Raw genomic sequence first — 18,120 nt, 5'->3', positions numbered from 1 at the left:
AATTATCCCGATATTTAAGTACATTTAATGAAACATTAATTACCCTCTCCCTAATCGTCGCACCTTATGAAGATGTCAAACAGGTTCAAAAAAACAGTGTATATAGTTGGTGGTATATTCGGGTTTATTTTACTGATCCACTTTGGTGTCAATGTATTTATAAAAACACAATTACCCCGAATTATAGAGTCACGAAATGATACGGCTTATGACTTTAAATACGGCAGCCTCAGTTTTTCGATTTTCAACAACAGCCTTAGCATCGAGGATATTGAAGTCACTCCCAAGCCTGGAGTAAGCATCAAAAAAGACATTGATTTCTTGGGCACTGTCGACAAAATCAGTTTGATTGGCGTAAATTTTAAGGAGCTCTTTAAAAACCGCAATCTCAAAGCATCGACAATCGCTATCATTGGACCGGACATCACCGTATTCAAACCCGAACAACGCGATACCACCAAAACCAAATCAAAGTTAGGAAGCGTGATCGACATCAGTAGAATCAGCTTAAAAAACGCTCACCTAAAAATGATGACGACCGACGGCAAAGAGCGGCTTCAAGAACTCTATAACATCAATCTTGAAGTTGATGGCGTACATCTCGGCAAATACACTCAAGATAAAGACATACCCTTTACTTATACCAACTTTAAAATCCGCTGTGATTCGGTATTTAGCAAACTCAATGAATTTCAACACATCAAAACCGAAGCAATCACGGTTGATCCAACTCATCTAGATCTCGATCAATTTCGAATCATACCCGATATTGATCGAACAACGTTTAAAAACCAAACTACTTCATCAAACACCCGTATGGACGTAGTGGTACCAAAATTGCGATTAACCGGCACAGACTGGGGTTATATAGACAATAATTTCTTTTTAAAAATCGGCAGCATCAACATCGATTCCATCAATTTTAAAATCTTAGATCAAAAAAAGCAAACGGTTTTTCAGGCTGCTAAAAAACAGGCTGAGCAAGTGATACAACCGTTGATTCCCTTTCGAGTGGATATCGATCAAATCCAGATCGAAAAATCGTCGTTTAACTCTCTTAAGATTCTAGATGTACAAAATGTCAATATTCGTATTTCAAAAATATCTAATCGCGAATTTCAACATCTACACATCGAAGAAGTTCTTTTAAAGAATCCTATTTTTACTCATTTTCCCAAGAAAGGTAGTAACCAACCCTCACAGGAAAATCGATTGGGGATTTTGGATGACGTTATAGAAATTGAATCGTTTAAGATCGAAAATGCACAGTATGCGATGAAAGACCTACAAGGTAAAAAAAACACCTTGGAAGTGGCCGACTTCAATATGTCTTTAAGTCAAATTCGCATTGACGATAAAACCGTAAAAAACAAGGTCCCATTTACCTATCAATCACCTCGATTATCAACGGGTAAAATCCATTACAATACAGGACGCTTCTACGATGTGTTTTCCAATGGGATCAAGGTCGTAGACCAAAATCTCGAAATAGCTAATATCGAGATGAAATCGAAATTTTCGAGAGCACAACACGTAAAAATGTTTAAACTAGCCGACGATATTTATACGATACACACCAAAAAAATCTTACTTCAAAACTTTGACTGGGGATTTGATGCCAAGGAAACCTTTTATTTAAAAACTCAAAAGGTAGTTTTAAATCAGGTATACGCCAATATTTTTCGCAATACCACACCTCCTCCAGATATGAGTCCGAGTAAAATGTACAGCAAAAAACTGCGCGATTTAAAATTTGGTTTGGAGATTCCCCATGTTCAAATAGTCGGTGCTCAAATAGAATATGAAGAGGTTGATGACAAAGCAATTGCACCGGGAAAATTAACTTTCAGCAATTTTAATGCGAATATTAAAAACGTCTATAGCGGATATGGACGAACTAAAACTCCAACAACGGAAATTGTCGTTGATGCTACATTTATGAAAGCCGCGCCTTTGCATGTGGTTTGGACTTTTAACATTATGAATACCCGGGAACGATTTAATATTCAGGGTAAAATAACGAACTTCCCCGCTGTATCGATGAATGCCTTTTTGAAACCTTATGTCAAAGCTTCTGCTTCGGGAACGCTGGAATTGGTTACTTTTAATTTTAGTGGAAACGACGATTATGCCGTGGGTACTTTCGGTATGCAATACCAAGACTTGAAGATGACCCTCTATCGAAAAGACGGAGAACAAAAACGGAAACTATTATCTGCGGTGGGAAACCTATTTATACGAAACGACACCAAGGGTAAAACTTTAGAAACCGAGATTAAACGCGTCGATAGAATGAAAGAATCGTCTTTTTTCAATTATCTTTGGTTGTGTTTGCTACAAGGTTTAAGACAAACCGTATTGTAGCATTACAAAACGAGAATTACTTTAAAAAACAATAATTCAACAAGACATGAAAACCGCATTGATCACCGGCGCAACATCAGGAATTGGCGCAGCAACTGCAAGAATACTTGCTCAAGACCACCGTCTCATTTTATGTGGCCGCAGAACCCAACAACTACAAGCCATACAACAAGAATTACAAAACATCACTGAAGTGACGACCTTGTCTTTTGACGTTAGCGACAGACAGGCTGTTTTTAGCGCGATTGGATCCTTACCCAAAGATTGGTCAACGATCGATGTTTTGATTAATAATGCGGGAAATGCGCATGGACTAGATCGTTTTCAAGATGCAGACTTGGATGACTTCGATGCAATGATCGACATCAATGTTAAAGGCTTGATCTATGTAACCAAAGCCGTGCTTCCCCTGATGGAAAGTAGTTCGAATGCCCACATCGTCAATCTATCCTCTATAGCCGGTAAAGAAACCTACCTCAACGGCACGGTCTACTGCGCATCTAAAGCAGCCGTTGAAGCGATCAGCAAGGGATTGAGAATGGATTTACAAGAGCGAGGAATTAAGGTAACCAACGTGGCACCAGGTGCTGTAGAAACGGAATTTTCTGCCGTACGCTTTAAAGGAGATCACGATCGTGCTGCTCAAGTTTATCAAGGATATATACCGCTAACACCGGAAGATATTGCTCGGGCAATATATTTTGCGATAGCACAACCAGAACATATGCAACTTGCTGATATCACCCTTTTTCCAAAAGCTCAAGCCAGTGCAACTATGATTAAAAAAAATTAAGATCAGCTGGTATTTGTATCTAATTATCAACTACATTTGCCAGCTGAAACTCACTCTTACAACTCGCTTATTTCGAATGAATTTACGTGTAATATTATTGCTCGTTTGTATCCCCCTTTGGGCCGTGGCAACACCATCAGATCCCAAAGAAAAAGTCTTTAAAATAGACTATACTTTTTATCGAAATACAACAGCTACTTCCAGCATGGAGCCGGGTGACCATAGCAATTTAGATCTTCTCATCAAGACGCTAAGCAGCGATGAAAACCACGTTTTAATGACGGTCTATGCCAACAAGAACTATTTACGCGTGGAAGAAAACAGTTTCCTGAAGCGAATTTATGTTTCCAATTACCTCGAAAACACGGCTTATATTATCGATAGTGTGGCACAAAATGCCTATCCGAGCTATCCGAGCAAATCCAACAGCACCCATGCACTCGAAGAAACGCAAACCAATAACGATTATTTAAAGATTGCTTTTTTACCGGAAACCAAAATTGTAGCAGGCCGTATGTGCAAACGGGCCTCAATCACTTTTGACGACACCCAAACCGTGGGAATCAACATTTGGTATGACGAATCCTTACCGAATATCGTATGGGGACAATATTCGTACTTAGACCGCATTCCAGGAGCAGCTTTAGAAATCACGTCAAACTTTGAACAAGAAGTTGGTATTCAAGCTAAAAACATCACAGAAATGCTGGTGCCTTTAAGCATCTTTAAAATTCCACTTAATTTTCAAATACTAGAATACAATGAAGAGGAGTTCCTCGACGAACAAGAGGTGATTGATGTTCAGAATGATCCCGCCTTTGCTTTTACAAATGGCTACCACTGGTATCAAGATCAAAATTTGGGTTTATTCGGTATTCGTGATGATGCTGGTAAAACGGTACTAACACCTTCTTTTTTCCAAATTGAATCGTTTACAGATGGGGTTGCGATAGTCAGTTATAAGGAACAGCAAGGAGCCATTAACGACAAAGGCGTTTTGATTATACCCTATATCTATGATGAACTTCACACGAGCAATGAGGGTATGATTCCATTTATGGAACTTCATAAATGGGGCTTTTTCAATACGCTTGGTGAAAAAATAATCCCGGCAATCTATAATTATGTCGGTGATTTTTCTGAAGGCCTCGCATTGGTTTCTAACGGTGATAAATTTGGATATATCAACGACAAAGGAAAAATCATTATTCCTTTGCAATTCGATTACGCCAGTAGTTTCGAAGATGGCGAAGCACAGGTAGAAATTGAATATAAAAACTTTTCAATCAACAAACGCGGCATCCGAATTCGAGAATAACATTTTTATCCCACACCGCTGCGTGAGGGATCGAAGTGAAAATCCTTTTTGGAGCCTGCGTAAAAAAGATTGTAACAAAGAGCCCGACCGTATAAATGGGCTGTTGAAGTCCATTCATACGGTCACGCCCAATTACTATAAGGTATTGAATTTTACTCCTAATGTAAACCATCGTCCGGGCATCGGCACCGCTCCTGCCTCTACGTAAGTAACGTTAAAGATGTTTTGAGCATCCAAGTATACATTGTATTTCTTTAAGTCATATCCAATTCGAGCATCGGTTAAAAAATAACTTTTGTATGAAAGACGTTCATTATAACGGTTTGCCAACATCGCAGACCATTGTTTATTTCTATAATTAATAGTGCTTACGATTTGATGTTTAAAACTCTCTACCGTGTATTTTGACAAGCCCTTTGGGGCTTCTATTTTTGGAGAAAGATAGGTATAGCTGACACCAAAATCCCAAAAGGCTGTAGGTCGGTTCCAACGGTATTTCACTGAGGTATTAAATCCTGTGGTTCTGTTAGAAGCGGCATTATCGGTTTGCCAAGACAGGGTTTCGTCTGCGCGTACCCAATCGATAAATTGGTCGATATCTCGGTAAAATAAAAATGCATTTGCCGACAAATTTTCGGTCTTAAAACGAATTCCCCCTTCGATCTGATAGGCAGATTCGGGTTTTAAATGTGGGTTTCCCAAATTGGGTTTTTGATTTAAGTATAAATCTGTAAAAGACGGAATGCGCTGACTACTTCCTACGCTAAACAACGCCTGCCATTGATCTGTTACGCGATAACTCGCATCGACTCCCGGAAAAACCTGCCAACCATAAAAGGAGTTATAGTTAACATACGCACCGGCATTCACGTCTAGACGGTTAAAGAATTCGCGTTTAAATTCAGCAAACAAACCGTAATTTGAACGGCTGTGCTCGCCGATATTACTCGAATTAATTTCCTCGTACCGCATCTCTGCCCCCATCGAAAGTACACCGTAATTGGTTTGATAATGAGCCTTGATATCCGAAGTCAATGCGTTAGAATAATGCTGACTACGCGCTTTGCTCAGATCAAAGCGATAAAAGCGATAATCGTCGTAATTATAGCGATAGGCAATGCTTGGAGCTATGGTTAACGCATCTGAAACCAAATGTTTAGAACTCAACGACAACAAATAGGTATTGACAATTTCTTTAGCCTCCTTATCGATAGGTGAAGCATAAAAACCATTTGCACCAAATGAACTGCGAACCAATCCCCCTAAAACCATTACGGTATTTCGGTCGTTGGGTTGAATATTTCCTTGATAAAACAACTTGCTGTTGTGAAAATCCGTATTGTATCGATAACCATTACCCGATTCTTGGCTACCAAAAATCAGGTGATTGTGTTTTTTTTCGACCCAAGATCCTCCGAGTTGGAAGCCACGACCGTTAAACCACTGATCGTGCCCCGTTTCCGTATCTTTCTCAAAACTACTTCCCCCATATACATGAGCAAAAACCCCATTCTTCTGCGGATTCTTAGTCACTATATTAACCACTCCAGTTAAACTATTAACGCCATACAAACGCGCAGATGGTCCGCGAACTACCTCAATACGTTCAATGGCCTCCATCGGTACGGGTATATTTAAACTATTATGTCCAGTTTGGGGATCACTGATTTTTTGCCCATTTAGCAAAACCAAGTTTTGCTCAAAACTACCGCCATCGATACTCAAATCCGCCTGAGTACCAAAGGGACCGCGTTGGCGAACATCGACTCCCGATACATAAGCCAACAACTCATTAACCGACCGAACCGGCAATTGTTTGATCTGCTCTTTATCTAAAATTTGCAGGTTTCTATTTTTCAAAGAACCCGGTAACTGAAGTCGGGTTTCATAAATGACAATCTCCGATATATCTGTGGGTTTACTCTCGATTAAAGCGGGTTTCTCTTGACCATAACCAAGACCAAAACTCCATAAGCTCAAAATTAATATAGTATTCTTCCGCATGGGATCCTAAAATTTAGTTGTGCAAAACTAAGCGATTCTCAACAGCTGACAAACACTATATATAATTTAACAACTCTAAGCGGTTTTTATCGATTAAAACCGTAAAAATCAGTCAGTAACTAACCCGCTCACTTCAAGGTCAAAACGCGAAAACAAAAGGAAATCTACAAAAGATCCCTTAACAAATGATGTATTATTCATTTTTTTTAATTATTTTAGATAAAAATACAAATTGGATATGAAATATTTTATGCTGCTCACTTTTGCCTGTTTTGGTCTTATCAGTTGTCAAAAAATAAAACATCCCGTAAGTGTAGTCACTAACGACACTATTGAGCTATCTCCTATCGACGCTGTTTCGGCAGTTGCGTTTGACAGTCTGTTGCTCAAAGATAAATCACCGGAGTTGTTACGCTTTTATCGATACAATCAATTTAAAACCGTTTGGGCCTTAGACTCCAACAGAAGTGCTTTGATCGAATCCATTGAAAAAATACACGAAGACGGATTGGATGACTCGCCTTATGATCTGGCAGGTTTAAAGAAAAATAACGACGCCTATGCAAAGATTGCAGATAGCGAAAAAGTACTTACCGATATTTTGTTTTCGGAGAGTTTCTTTAAGGTTTCCAATGATTTATATAACGGTCGTTTAAATCCTAAAAAGTTATATAATGATTGGGATCTGGATCCAAAGAAAATAAACACCGGAGCAACGATGCACTTGGCATTGGAGAACAACGCCATCGAACAATCCTTAGATAGCTTGCGCCCCAAAAATGCGATTTACAACGGTTTGAGAAGTGCTTTAAAGGAGTTGAGAAAATTACCCGATGATTCTTTTGATGAATTTGGAACGGGTCGTAAAATAAAGATTAACGATTCCCTACCTGAAATTGCGGAATTAAAAAAGCGCTTGATCTATTGGGGGGATTTACCAGCCGAAGAGAACAGTGCCCGATTTAACAAGGCAACCGAAGCGGGTTTAAAACATTTTCAGGTTAGAAATGGTCTTGATGAAACCGGTTTATTGGACAAGGAGACTGTAATGGTTTTAAATCACAACAAAGCTCAAAAAATCAGCCAGGTACTAGCCAACTTAGAGCGCTGGAGATGGTATCCTCGCGACCTCGGAACCCAATATGTATTGGTTAATATTCCCGATTATAGCTTGGTTGTCGTATCCAATGGCGACACCATACAAAGACATAAAGTTATAGTGGGAAAACCCGCTAGAAGAACACCGATATTATCATCTAAATTTAGTGGTTTAGTGATCAATCCAACATGGACTGTACCACCAACCATACTTAAAAACGACTTAACACCAGCAGCAACCAAGAACAGAGGGTATTTTGCCAGTCGCGGTTTTACTATATACGACAACAAAGGCAATGTAGTCAGTGCACAGGATTGGAATCCAGAGCGTGCTTCCAGCTATCGTTATGTGCAAAAACCTGGGAAGTCAAACTCCTTAGGTAGAATCAAATTTGATTTTAAAAACAACCATATGGTCTATTTACACGACACCAATAATACCAACAATTTCAACAAGGACGATCGCGACCTGAGCTCGGGTTGTATTCGTGTACAGAATCCTTTTGACTTAGCAGATTATATTCTTAAGACAGAAAATAATCCCTACAACAAATCAAAACTGGAAGAAATTGTCAAGACCGAAAAGACCCAACATATTCCATTAAAGAAAAGCATTGAAATCCATCAATTCTATTGGACAGCATGGAACAGCAAAGACGGTATACAGTTTCGTCAAGACATTTACAAACTCGACGACGATTTAGCTGCCAAACTAAATTAATATAAAAAAAACATCCTTTTGCTAGAAACAAAAGGATGTTTTTTTTTAGTGTTAAAACCAATTTTACACCATTGGTTTATCTATAAAATCAGCAAACAATATACTGGCTTCTTAAACAAATGAGGCCTGCAATTCAGCAATTGCCAAACCCCTTATGAACTATATCAAAAAGGACGATTTATTCAAATACTCTTGATTGGGGTAATAGATAAACAAACAAGATTCTTCTTTAATCATATTGATGATCTCGGTTCTCAATTCTAAAGGGACTGCTGGACATCCCAAACTTCTCCCCAATCGTCCTTGTTGTTTAGCGAGATTTTCTGAAGCGTAATCCGCGCCATGAATAACAACAGCTCTATTGCGTGCATTGTCATTAAAGCCTTTATCCAGTCCGTCCAATCGCAATGAAAACCCATGTTTTCCAGTATAAGATTCACCCGTTTTGTAAAAACCGATACTACTCATAAATGAATTTGTTGCATTCGAAAACTTCTGAGCGAATTCGGAACCGCTATTTCTTCCATGAGAAACCACGGTCTGCAACATCACCTCATTGGTTACCATATTGATAATCCACATGCGTTTTTGTGTCGAAGACAAGCTAAAATCAATTATGGTTAATACATCTTTTTTAATGATGCCTTCTTTTTTCATTTTTTTAAACCCTCTTAAAGCTTCTTTAAAACTGACTAACGAAGGTGCCGAAAAGGTTTTGACATTTAAAGTTTCATAGGCAGTCAAAGCCACTTCGTCAAAAGTTGCTTCTTTATTTTCTATATGTTCAACATGGTTTTTTGTAATGTTTTCAGCGCTTGCACTGTTTTTTAGTTCATCGGTATCGATCCATTTGAATGCGAAAATACCCACCAGAACCACCGGTAAAAGTTTGTAATACATTGTCATTCTCTCCTTTACATTTTATTTTTAAAACGTAAATGTAAAAACAAATTCATACCAAGCACTATAAATAACAGAAAAATTTGTTTTTTTAACATTCTAATTTTTAATGAAGTATAATTACATCAGGATGCGTATTTTTGTAATCACTAACTACAAGAAGACCATAAACATGAACAAAAAAGTTATATTAATGATTCTCGATGGCTGGGGAAAGTCTCCAGACCCAAAGGTTTCTGCCATAGAAAAAGCACATACACCCTTTATAGATAGCCTTTATACTAAATATGCCAATGCCTCTATTTTGACCGATGGTTTAAACGTAGGTTTACCGATAGGTCAGATGGGAAATTCAGAAGTAGGTCATATGAACTTAGGCGCTGGTCGCATAGTCTATCAAGATTTGGTTAAAATTAATCTGGCTGTCGAAAGCGGATCCATCGCAAAAGAACCCGCCTTACAAGAGGCTTTTAAATACGCTAAAGAGCAGCATAAAAAGGTACACTTACTGGGATTGGTTTCTGATGGAGGTGTTCACTCACACGAAAAACACCTATATGGTTTATTGGATGCTGCACATCAGGCCGGATTAGAAGATGTATTTGTACATGCTTTCACCGATGGAAGAGATGTCGACCCAAAATCAGGTGCACATCACATAGCCGAATTATTGCGTCATATGGACAAATCCACTGGAAAATTAGCATCCGTTATAGGACGTTATTATGCCATGGATAGAGACAAAAGGTGGGAAAGAGTAAAAAAAGCTTATGATCTCTTAACTTTAGGCATCGGAATGCCGTGTAAAAATGCCGTTTTAAGCATCCAAGACAGTTATGCCAACAACGTTACCGATGAGTTTTTAGAACCCCTCATCATGACGAATGAGTTCGACAAGCCCGTTGCTACCATACAGGAAGGAGATGTGGTTTTGTTTTTTAATTTTAGAACTGATCGCGGTAGAGAGCTAACCAGTGTCTTATCGCAGCAAGATTATACCGAATTCGGAATGACCAAATTGCCCTTGTACTTTGTCACCTTAACCAATTACGACGATAGTTTTAAAAACATACACGTGATCTACGACAAAGACAACCTGACGGAAACCCTAGGTGAGGTTTTAGAACGCAATCACAAAAAACAAATCCGCATTGCTGAAACAGAAAAATATCCACACGTTACTTTTTTCTTTTCAGGTGGACGAGAAATTCCTTTTGAAGGGGAACAGCGCATTTTGTGTCCTTCACCCAAAGTAGCTACTTATGATCTACAACCCGAGATGAGTGCATATGATCTTAAAAATGCTTTAATCCCAGAATTGGATAAAGGAGAAGTTGATTTTGTATGCCTTAATTTCGCCAATGGCGATATGGTTGGACACACGGGAATCATGGAAGCGGCAATTAAAGCCTGTGAGGCCGTTGATAAATGCGTAGAAGGCGTTGTCGAAGCAGCAATAAGAAACGGATACACAACCATTATCTTAGCCGATCACGGAAATTGCGAAACCATGTACAATGCAGACGGAAGTCCAAACACCGCTCATACCACCAACCCCGTTCCGATTATTTTAGTTGATAACGATATCAAACACATTCACGATGGTGTTTTGGGTGACCTCGCTCCTACAATACTGGATTTGATGGGATTGGAAAAACCAGCGGTCATGACAAGAAATACGTTGATAAGCGTATAGGCACATACGCCTATACGCCCATTTGCGTAGCTGCAACTTAAAGCCTATATGTCCATTCGCACATACGCGAATACGCACACTCAAGTATAGGTACATCAGCAACTAAAAGCCTATATGCCCATTCGCACATACGCGTATTCGCCCTGACACGTAAAAAGGAACAATCCTATATGTCATTTGCACATACGCGAATATGTACACTCAAGTATAGGTACATCAGCAACTAAAAGCCTATATGCCCATTCGCACATTCGCCTATCAGCGTATAGACGTATAGACGTATAGGCGTATAGGCGTATAGGCGTATAGGCGTATAGGCAAAAAAACCTATTTTACTTGATCAAAATAGGTTTTAAGAATGGACTCTCTATGATCGGGATGAGCTATTTCTGCCATAGCTTTAACCCTTTGCAACAGGGTTTTTCCGTATAGATCGGCAATTCCATATTCGGTCACCACATATTGTATATGCGAACGCGTGGTTACTACTCCTGCCCCGTGTTTTAAGAAAGGGACAATTTTATTTTCCCCTCTAGCCGTTACGGATGGCAGTGCAATAATCGCTTTCCCTCCGTTGCTCAAGGAAGCACCGCGAATAAAATCCATCTGACCACCAACGCCAGAATACATTTTCGAACCGATGGAATCGGCACATACTTGTCCGGTCACATCAACTTCAATAGCTGAATTGATAGCGATCATTTTCGGGTTTCTACGAATCACAGAAGTATCGTTGACATAGGAAACCTCTTTCATTTCTATAAATGGATTGTTGTCGACAAAACGATACAGTCGTTCTGATCCGATTAGAAAAGTAGAAACCACACGGCCTTTAATCACACCTTTGTTTTCACAGGTAATTACGCCATTTTCGATAAGATCTATAACGCCATCTGAAAACATTTCGGTATGCAATCCCAATCCCTTGTGATTAGTTAATTTAGACAATACCGCATTGGGTATGGATCCAATTCCCATTTGCAAGGTACTTTTATCATCGACCAAACCGGCCACATGCTCACCGATGCGATTTTCAATCTCACTGATCGCCAATGTGGGCGCTGCGTAAATCGGACTGTTATGTACCACTGCATAATTGATTTTGGAACTGTGAATAACCCCGTCACCAAAAGTTCTCGGCATAAATGAATTGACCTGTGCAATCACAATACGCGCACATTCAATAGCCGCAACAGTAGCTTCTACAGAAACTCCTAACGAACAATATCCATGTAAATCGGGCGGTGAAACCTGAATAAAAACCACATCCAACGGTAAAATCCCCTTTCTAAAAAGCTGTGGAATCTCACTTAAAAATACCGGTGTATAGGATCCGTTTCCCGCTGCGATGGTGTGTCGCACATTTTTACCAATAAAAAAAGAATTGACATGAAAATTCTCGATATACTTTGGATCGGCATAAGGTGCTGGTCCCTCCGTATGAATATGACACATCTCAACGCCGCGCAACTCCTCTGCGCGCTCGGTCAAGGCTTGAGTTAAAATCACAGGTGTTGCCGCCGCCGCGTGAACATAAACTCGATCTCCAGAGCGCACTACCTGTACGGCCTCTGTAGCTGATACATACTTCATATATTTTGTTTTTTTGATTCCTAAAGCAATTTTGCGTTTCTCGCCAGCTATTTTTTGATATCAATTCCCAATAGATCGAAAATGAAGCACATCGGTATTTCGTTCAAAACCAACCTTCCAATTCCAATTCGAAAATCCGTTTTACAACTGCCTATCCCGTTCAAACTAAACACCCCATTTTAGTTGTGTTCTCTACCAAAGATAAACATTTCTAAAAAGATAAGCTCCATCTAAAAACAGTTGATATAGAACATTTTCAATTCACACTAAAAGTTGTACTTTTGCACTAAGAAAAATTTTCGATATGATTGTTATAAAAACTTCAGAAGAGATTGAGTTGATGCGTCAAAGTGCTTTAATCGTTTCCAAGACACTTGGAATGTTAGCTACTGAACTTAAACCCGGCGTAACGACTCTAGAGTTAGATAAAATGGCGGAAGCGTTTATTCGCGATCACGGTGCAATTCCAGGTTTCCTAGGATTGTATGACTGCCCTTCGACCCTATTAACCAGTGTCAATGAACAAATCGTTCACGGTTTGCCTACGAATCGTCCTATTCAAGAAGGCGACATCGTATCGGTAGACTGCGGTGCCATTATGAATGGTTTCTATGGAGATCATGCTTACACCTTTGAAATCGGTGAAGTAGCTCCGGAGGTTAAAAAACTTTTACAAATCACAAAAGAATCACTTTACGTAGGTATTCGCGAATTCCGTATTGGCAATCGCGTTGAAGATGTCGGAAGTGCTATTCAACGATATACAGAAGCCGAAGGTTACGGTGTAGTTCGCGAATTAGTTGGTCATGGATTGGGGCGCAAAATGCACGAAGGTCCAGAAATGCCTAACTACGGAAAAAGAGGTAAAGGAAAAAAATTCCAAGAAGGAATGACCGTTGCCATCGAACCGATGATTAACCTGGGAACTAAAAATATCAAGCAATTAAAAGACGGTTGGACTATTGTCACTAGAGACGGTAAACCAAGCGCTCACTTTGAGCACGATGTTGCCTTAGTCAATGGCAAACCGGAATTGCTTTCTACATTTGCCTATATCTATCAAGCTTTGGGAATCACAAGTAATGAAGAAGACGAATTTAGAGCCATCCCTTTAGTTCTATAAAAGACCGATGAAAAGCATTTTCAAAAGTATACTGAATACCATACCTCGACCGATACTCATTCGGTTGAGTTATGTTGTTCGACCCATTTTGGCGTTATATTTAAAAGGTGATCGTTATACAGATCCAATTGATGGAAAAAGTTTCCGAACTTTTCTACCCTATGGATACGCGACCCAACGTCAAAATGTTTTATCCCCTAGCACCTTATCGTTAGAGCGTCATCGGCTTTTGTGGTTGTATCTGAATCGGGAAACCGACTTTTTTACCGCACCCAAAAAAGTACTGCACTTCGCTCCTGAGCAAGCGTTCTACAAGCGATTTAGAAAACAGGCCAATTTAGAATATATCACAACCGATTTAGAGTCTCCTTTGGCAGATGTCAAAGCCGATATCTGCAACCTACCTTTTGAAAGCGATGCTTTTGATGTCATTTTGTGCAATCACGTATTGGAACACATTCCAGATGACACTCAGGCAATGAAAGAGCTGTTTCGCGTTTTAAAACCGGGAGGAATGGGTATTTTTCAAATTCCGCAAGATTTAAACCGCGCTGTGACCTTTGAAGACAACAGCATAACAGATCGCCAAGAACGCGCTCGTGTTTTTGGTCAGTACGACCACGTTCGGATATATGGACGCGATTACTTCAATAAATTGCGATCCATTGGTTTTGTTGTAAACGAAGTGGACTATACCGCTTTATTGAGCAACGATGAAATCGAGAGATATTGTCTGGCTCCCGGAGAAATCATCCCGGTTTGTTTTAAACCTTAAAATAATTTTATCAAAATCTAATTTTCTGCTGCATTTCTATTTTTGAATCGCAACAATTAGTCTATATTTGTGACTATTATTCGCTTTAAATCAAGGTTCTATGTTATATTCCAAAATCAAAATAAGCCTATTAGCCCTAATTGTTTTTAGCATTCAAGCCCAAGGACAGAACAACATACAAGAAAAAACATCCAATTATATCAAGTCTGCTGCGTTTATGAAAAATAATCAAGCAGTGGTTCCGTTTTTTCGACTGGGAACATCGATTAATTTTGAATTTGATGATTTACTGGCCGGAGAATCTGATTATTATTACAACATCACCCAATATAACTATGATTGGAGCCCGTCACAATTGAGTAAAATCGATTATTTGGACGGTATGGACGACCAACGTATTGCCTCTTATGCCAATTCATTCAACACCTTACAATTATACTCTCACTACAATCTGACTATTCCCAATTCGAAATACAACATCCTAAAAAGCGGTAATTACGTGCTGGAAATCACCAACCGATCAGAGGAAGTGATGATCCGCAGAAAATTTATTGTGTATGAAGAGCTGGTCAACGTACCGGTAGTGATCAAAAGATCACGCGATTTGGGAACGTTTACCACAAAACAGAATGTCGACTTCACCATTAAACTGGGCGAACAGACCTATCAAAACCCGGTACAAAACATTAAGGTTTATATTTTTCAAAACGGACAATGGGCTACTTCCATTTCCAGAATCAAACCCCAATACACCATCGGTACAGATTTAATTTACAAATACAATAAAGAAACCCAGTTCTGGGGTGGTAATGAATTCCTCAATTTTGACAATAAAGACATCCGAGGCAACAACAACATGATCGGACAGGTTACGGCAGATGAAATATATAATACCCATTTGTATCCAAACCTACCACGAGCCAACAAACCCTATACCTTTTTTCCCGATATCAATGGAAGTTTTTATCCGCGCAACATCAACCGTGACAATGCCAGCATAGAAGCAGACTACACTTGGATCTATTTTACCTTGGTTAGCCCTGAAGCTTTTGGTAAAAAACAAATCTACATCACCGGTATGTTTAACAATTACGAATTTACATCCGATAATTTAATGAGCTATAACGCCGAAACCCAAGCCTACGAAAAAGCACTATTGATCAAACAAGGTTTTACCAACTTCCAATACACTACGGTTAACAACCAACGCATTGACTTAGAAGATCCTATAGACGGAAACTTTGCGGAAACCGAAAATCAATATCAAGTATTGGTTTACTATCGCGGCAACAACGATTTATACGATCGTGTTATTGGCATAGGAGAAGGAAATTCTGAAAATATAATATATTAATTTTTTAATTGTCTCGTAATTAATTATTTGCTACTTTTGGATAGTTCTACTTTTCAAAATCTATAATTATGGTTTCTCAAATTACTAAAGGAATTAAAATTTCCGTAAAGACTGATTTTGAAGGCACGTATTTCAAAAACCACAAAATTCATTTTGCCTTCAGTTATGAAATCACCATCGAAAATCAAAGCAAGGATTCGGTGCAATTGCACTCGCGTCATTGGGAGATTTTTGATGCGTTAAACGATATGGAAAAAGTAGATGGAGAGGGAGTTATAGGAAAAAAACCGGTATTAAAACCCGGTGAATCGCACAGCTATTCTTCGGGTTGTTTGTTAACCTCTCCCTTTGGAGCGATGCGCGGTTTTTACGGTATGATCAATTTTACCACCACCCGTTCCTTTAAAGTATACATCCCTACTTTCCGCTTAAGTGCCCCATTTGCACTTAATTAAAGTAACACACCAGCTTGCTTCTTCAGAGAAATACTGAAGAATACCAACCTCTTTGAGTTAAAAATCGTACCTTTGCATTCTATATTATTAATACTATTAAATTTATTATCATATGCCTAAAGGAATTTATAATGTTCCAAAAGCATTTAACGAACCCGTTAAATCATATGCTCCAGGAACTAAAGAAAGAGAAGCAGTTTTAGAATCATTCACGGAACAATATAACCAACAGGTAGATATTCCTCTATTTATTGGAAGTGAACAAATCAAAACGGGCAAAACCAAAACACTTCACCCTCCATTCGATCATAAGCACCTTTTAGGTCAATACCATTTAGCTGAAAAAAGCCATGTTGAGAAAGCGATTTCTACGGCTTTGGAAGCGCGTAAAAATTGGTCTGAAATGCCTTGGGAGCACCGTGCTTCAATCTTCTTAAAAGCCGCTGAATTACTTGCTGGTCCATACCGCGCAAAAATCAATGCTGCTACGATGATTGCTCAAGCTAAAACGATGCACCAAGCTGAGATTGACGCGGCTTGTGAGTTTATTGACTTCTTGCGTTTTAACGTGGAATTCATGACTCAGATCTATTCGGAACAACCGACTTCTACCGATGGAGTTTGGAACCGTTTAGAGCACCGTCCATTGGAAGGATTTGTATATGCTATTACTCCTTTTAACTTTACTGCTATTTCAGGTAACTTACCTGCGTCTGTAGCGATGATGGGGAATGTTGTTGTTTGGAAACCAAGCGCAACTCAAATTTTCTCTGCGAATGTTATCGTTGAAGTTTTCAAAAAAGCAGGTCTTCCAGACGGAGTAATCAACGTGATTTACGGTGATTCAGCAATGATTACGGATACTTTATTAGCTAGCCCTGATTTTGCTGGTATCCACTTTACCGGTTCGACTTCTGTTTTCAACAGTATGTGGACTAAAATTGGACAAAACATCAACAACTACAAAACATACCCAAGAATCGTTGGAGAAACTGGTGGTAAAGACTTCGTAGTAGCACACCCTTCTTCTGATCCAATCGAAGTAGCTGTCGCTTTAACAAGAGGTTCTTTTGAATACCAAGGACAAAAATGTTCTGCCGCTTCAAGAGCGTATATTCCAGCTTCACTTTGGGGTGCTGTAAAAGAAAAAATGACTCAGGACTTGGCTACCATCAAAATGGGAACACCACAAGACCCTACTAATTTTGTCTCTTCAGTAATCTCGGAAAGCTCTTTCGACAAATTGGCTTCATTCATTGAACAAGCTAAGAAAGACAGTGATGCCGAAGTAATCTTAGGAGGTAAGTATGACAAATCTGTTGGATACTTTATTGAGCCAACCGTAATTTTGACTACTAACCCACAGTACGAAACTTTAAAAACAGAGCTTTTCGGACCGGTATTAACCATCTACGTTTACGAAGATGCGAAATGGGAAGAAACCCTTAAATTAGTAGATAGTACTTCTGCTTATGCCTTGACAGGAGCAATCTTCAGTCAAGATCGTTACGCGATCGTTCAGGCTACTAAAGCCTTGAGCAATGCAGCAGGAAACTTCTACATCAACGACAAACCTACGGGTGCTGTAGTTGGACAACAGCCATTTGGTGGAGCAAGAGCTTCGGGAACCAATGATAAAGCTGGATCTATTTTAAATCTAATCCGTTGGGTATCTCCTAGAACAATCAAAGAGACTTTTATCCCAGCAACTGACTATAAATATCCTTTTTTAGGATAAACTTTTCCTTAACAGCTAGTTCTTCGAACTAGCTGTTATCTTTTATAAATCATTCAGACCCTATTGATTATTTAGCGTCGATTTTATATCGCCTTAACTTCCTGATGTTTGTTTCCAACAAACGACCCGTTAATGCGCTTTCACCAATTATTCAGTACTTTTTTATCACCACAGTATGATTCATAGTT

13 protein-coding genes are annotated in these 18,120 nt (G+C 39.2%); 10 read left to right on the top strand and 3 right to left on the bottom strand.

All coding sequences use genetic code 11. The features are described 5' to 3' along the window. Positions 1 to 66 precede the first annotated feature (66 nt). The 3 genes from L1275_RS05855 to L1275_RS05845 all read left to right on the top strand — a co-directional run bounded on the left by L1275_RS05855 (position 67) and on the right by L1275_RS05845 (position 4,475). Entirely contained in the window at positions 67 to 2,364 is a 2,298-nt protein-coding gene (locus L1275_RS05855; protein ID WP_253470772.1) for a hypothetical protein, read from the top strand. Positions 2,365 to 2,410: 46 nt separating this feature from the next. Continuing rightward, positions 2,411 to 3,157: an SDR family NAD(P)-dependent oxidoreductase gene (locus L1275_RS05850; RefSeq protein ID WP_253470770.1), complete on the top strand. Its 747-nt coding sequence runs from the start codon at positions 2,411 to 2,413 to the stop codon at positions 3,155 to 3,157. Positions 3,158 to 3,233: 76 nt separating this feature from the next. Then, positions 3,234 to 4,475, top strand: a complete 1,242-nt coding sequence (locus L1275_RS05845) for a WG repeat-containing protein (RefSeq protein WP_253470768.1) — start codon at positions 3,234 to 3,236, stop codon at positions 4,473 to 4,475. Positions 4,476 to 4,610: 135 nt separating this feature from the next. Here L1275_RS05845 and L1275_RS05840 read toward each other — a convergent pair whose 3' ends face one another. Next, complete coding sequence (locus tag L1275_RS05840; protein ID WP_253470766.1) at positions 4,611 to 6,479, bottom strand: TonB-dependent siderophore receptor; 1,869 nt, start codon at positions 6,477 to 6,479, stop codon at positions 4,611 to 4,613. 238 nt (positions 6,480 to 6,717) lie between these two features. On the opposite strand from L1275_RS05840, the gene L1275_RS05835 reads away from it, so the two are divergent. Continuing rightward, on the top strand, positions 6,718 to 8,298 hold the full coding sequence (locus tag L1275_RS05835) for a murein L,D-transpeptidase (protein WP_253470764.1): 1,581 nt from the start codon (positions 6,718 to 6,720) through the stop codon (positions 8,296 to 8,298). A gap of 159 nt (positions 8,299 to 8,457) precedes the next feature. Here the strand turns inward: L1275_RS05835 and L1275_RS05830 are convergent, their stop codons facing one another. Next, positions 8,458 to 9,204 (bottom strand): murein L,D-transpeptidase catalytic domain family protein, encoded by a 747-nt coding sequence (locus L1275_RS05830; protein ID WP_253470762.1) that lies wholly within the window; start codon positions 9,202 to 9,204, stop codon positions 8,458 to 8,460. 166 nt (positions 9,205 to 9,370) lie between these two features. Between L1275_RS05830 and gpmI the strand changes: the two genes are divergently transcribed. Further along, entirely contained in the window at positions 9,371 to 10,894 is a 1,524-nt protein-coding gene (gene gpmI, locus L1275_RS05825) for a 2,3-bisphosphoglycerate-independent phosphoglycerate mutase (RefSeq protein ID WP_253470759.1), read from the top strand. A gap of 327 nt (positions 10,895 to 11,221) precedes the next feature. Here gpmI and L1275_RS05820 read toward each other — a convergent pair whose 3' ends face one another. Further along, entirely contained in the window at positions 11,222 to 12,487 is a 1,266-nt protein-coding gene (locus L1275_RS05820; RefSeq protein WP_253470757.1) for an acetyl-CoA hydrolase/transferase family protein, read from the bottom strand. A 304-nt stretch (positions 12,488 to 12,791) separates the two neighbouring features. On the opposite strand from L1275_RS05820, the gene map reads away from it, so the two are divergent. The 5 genes from map (at position 12,792) to pruA (ending at position 17,932) form a co-directional block, all read left to right on the top strand. Next, positions 12,792 to 13,610 (top strand): type I methionyl aminopeptidase, encoded by an 819-nt coding sequence (gene map, locus L1275_RS05815; RefSeq protein WP_253470753.1) that lies wholly within the window; start codon positions 12,792 to 12,794, stop codon positions 13,608 to 13,610. A 7-nt stretch (positions 13,611 to 13,617) separates the two neighbouring features. Next, positions 13,618 to 14,385 (top strand): class I SAM-dependent methyltransferase, encoded by a 768-nt coding sequence (locus tag L1275_RS05810; protein WP_253470750.1) that lies wholly within the window; start codon positions 13,618 to 13,620, stop codon positions 14,383 to 14,385. A 100-nt stretch (positions 14,386 to 14,485) separates the two neighbouring features. Further along, the gene (locus L1275_RS05805) at positions 14,486 to 15,739 is read left to right on the top strand and encodes a DUF5103 domain-containing protein (RefSeq protein ID WP_253470748.1); all 1,254 of its coding nucleotides are present in this window, start codon (positions 14,486 to 14,488) and stop codon (positions 15,737 to 15,739) included. Positions 15,740 to 15,807: 68 nt separating this feature from the next. After that, positions 15,808 to 16,194 (top strand): Co2+/Mg2+ efflux protein ApaG, encoded by a 387-nt coding sequence (gene apaG / locus L1275_RS05800; protein WP_253470746.1) that lies wholly within the window; start codon positions 15,808 to 15,810, stop codon positions 16,192 to 16,194. A gap of 112 nt (positions 16,195 to 16,306) precedes the next feature. Then, positions 16,307 to 17,932, top strand: coding sequence for an L-glutamate gamma-semialdehyde dehydrogenase (pruA, locus tag L1275_RS05795; RefSeq protein WP_253470744.1), 1,626 nt, complete (start codon positions 16,307 to 16,309; stop codon positions 17,930 to 17,932). The last annotated feature ends 188 nt before the right edge of the window (positions 17,933 to 18,120 follow it).

Origin of the sequence: Flavobacterium sp. HSC-61S13, assembly GCF_024171535.1 — a bacterium.
In the GTDB taxonomy this organism is placed as follows: domain Bacteria; phylum Bacteroidota; class Bacteroidia; order Flavobacteriales; family Flavobacteriaceae; genus Flavobacterium.
Note: the sequence above shows the minus strand (reverse complement) of the source record. Positions and strands in the feature narration are given on the sequence as shown.

What these genes read in the sequence shown, in the direction of transcription:
- L1275_RS05820 (WP_253470757.1), bottom strand. Translation starts at nt 12,487, where the DNA reads ATGAAGTATGTATCAGCTACAGAGGCCGTACAGGTAGTGCGCTCTGGA.
- pruA (WP_253470744.1), top strand. Translation starts at nt 16,307, where the DNA reads ATGCCTAAAGGAATTTATAATGTTCCAAAAGCATTTAACGAACCCGTT.
- L1275_RS05855 (WP_253470772.1), top strand. Translation starts at nt 67, where the DNA reads ATGAAGATGTCAAACAGGTTCAAAAAAACAGTGTATATAGTTGGTGGT.
- L1275_RS05805 (WP_253470748.1), top strand. Translation starts at nt 14,486, where the DNA reads ATGTTATATTCCAAAATCAAAATAAGCCTATTAGCCCTAATTGTTTTT.
- L1275_RS05810 (WP_253470750.1), top strand. Translation starts at nt 13,618, where the DNA reads ATGAAAAGCATTTTCAAAAGTATACTGAATACCATACCTCGACCGATA.
- L1275_RS05850 (WP_253470770.1), top strand. Translation starts at nt 2,411, where the DNA reads ATGAAAACCGCATTGATCACCGGCGCAACATCAGGAATTGGCGCAGCA.
- map (WP_253470753.1), top strand. Translation starts at nt 12,792, where the DNA reads ATGATTGTTATAAAAACTTCAGAAGAGATTGAGTTGATGCGTCAAAGT.
- L1275_RS05835 (WP_253470764.1), top strand. Translation starts at nt 6,718, where the DNA reads ATGAAATATTTTATGCTGCTCACTTTTGCCTGTTTTGGTCTTATCAGT.
- L1275_RS05840 (WP_253470766.1), bottom strand. Translation starts at nt 6,479, where the DNA reads ATGCGGAAGAATACTATATTAATTTTGAGCTTATGGAGTTTTGGTCTT.
- gpmI (WP_253470759.1), top strand. Translation starts at nt 9,371, where the DNA reads ATGAACAAAAAAGTTATATTAATGATTCTCGATGGCTGGGGAAAGTCT.
- apaG (WP_253470746.1), top strand. Translation starts at nt 15,808, where the DNA reads ATGGTTTCTCAAATTACTAAAGGAATTAAAATTTCCGTAAAGACTGAT.
- L1275_RS05830 (WP_253470762.1), bottom strand. Translation starts at nt 9,204, where the DNA reads ATGACAATGTATTACAAACTTTTACCGGTGGTTCTGGTGGGTATTTTC.
- L1275_RS05845 (WP_253470768.1), top strand. Translation starts at nt 3,234, where the DNA reads ATGAATTTACGTGTAATATTATTGCTCGTTTGTATCCCCCTTTGGGCC.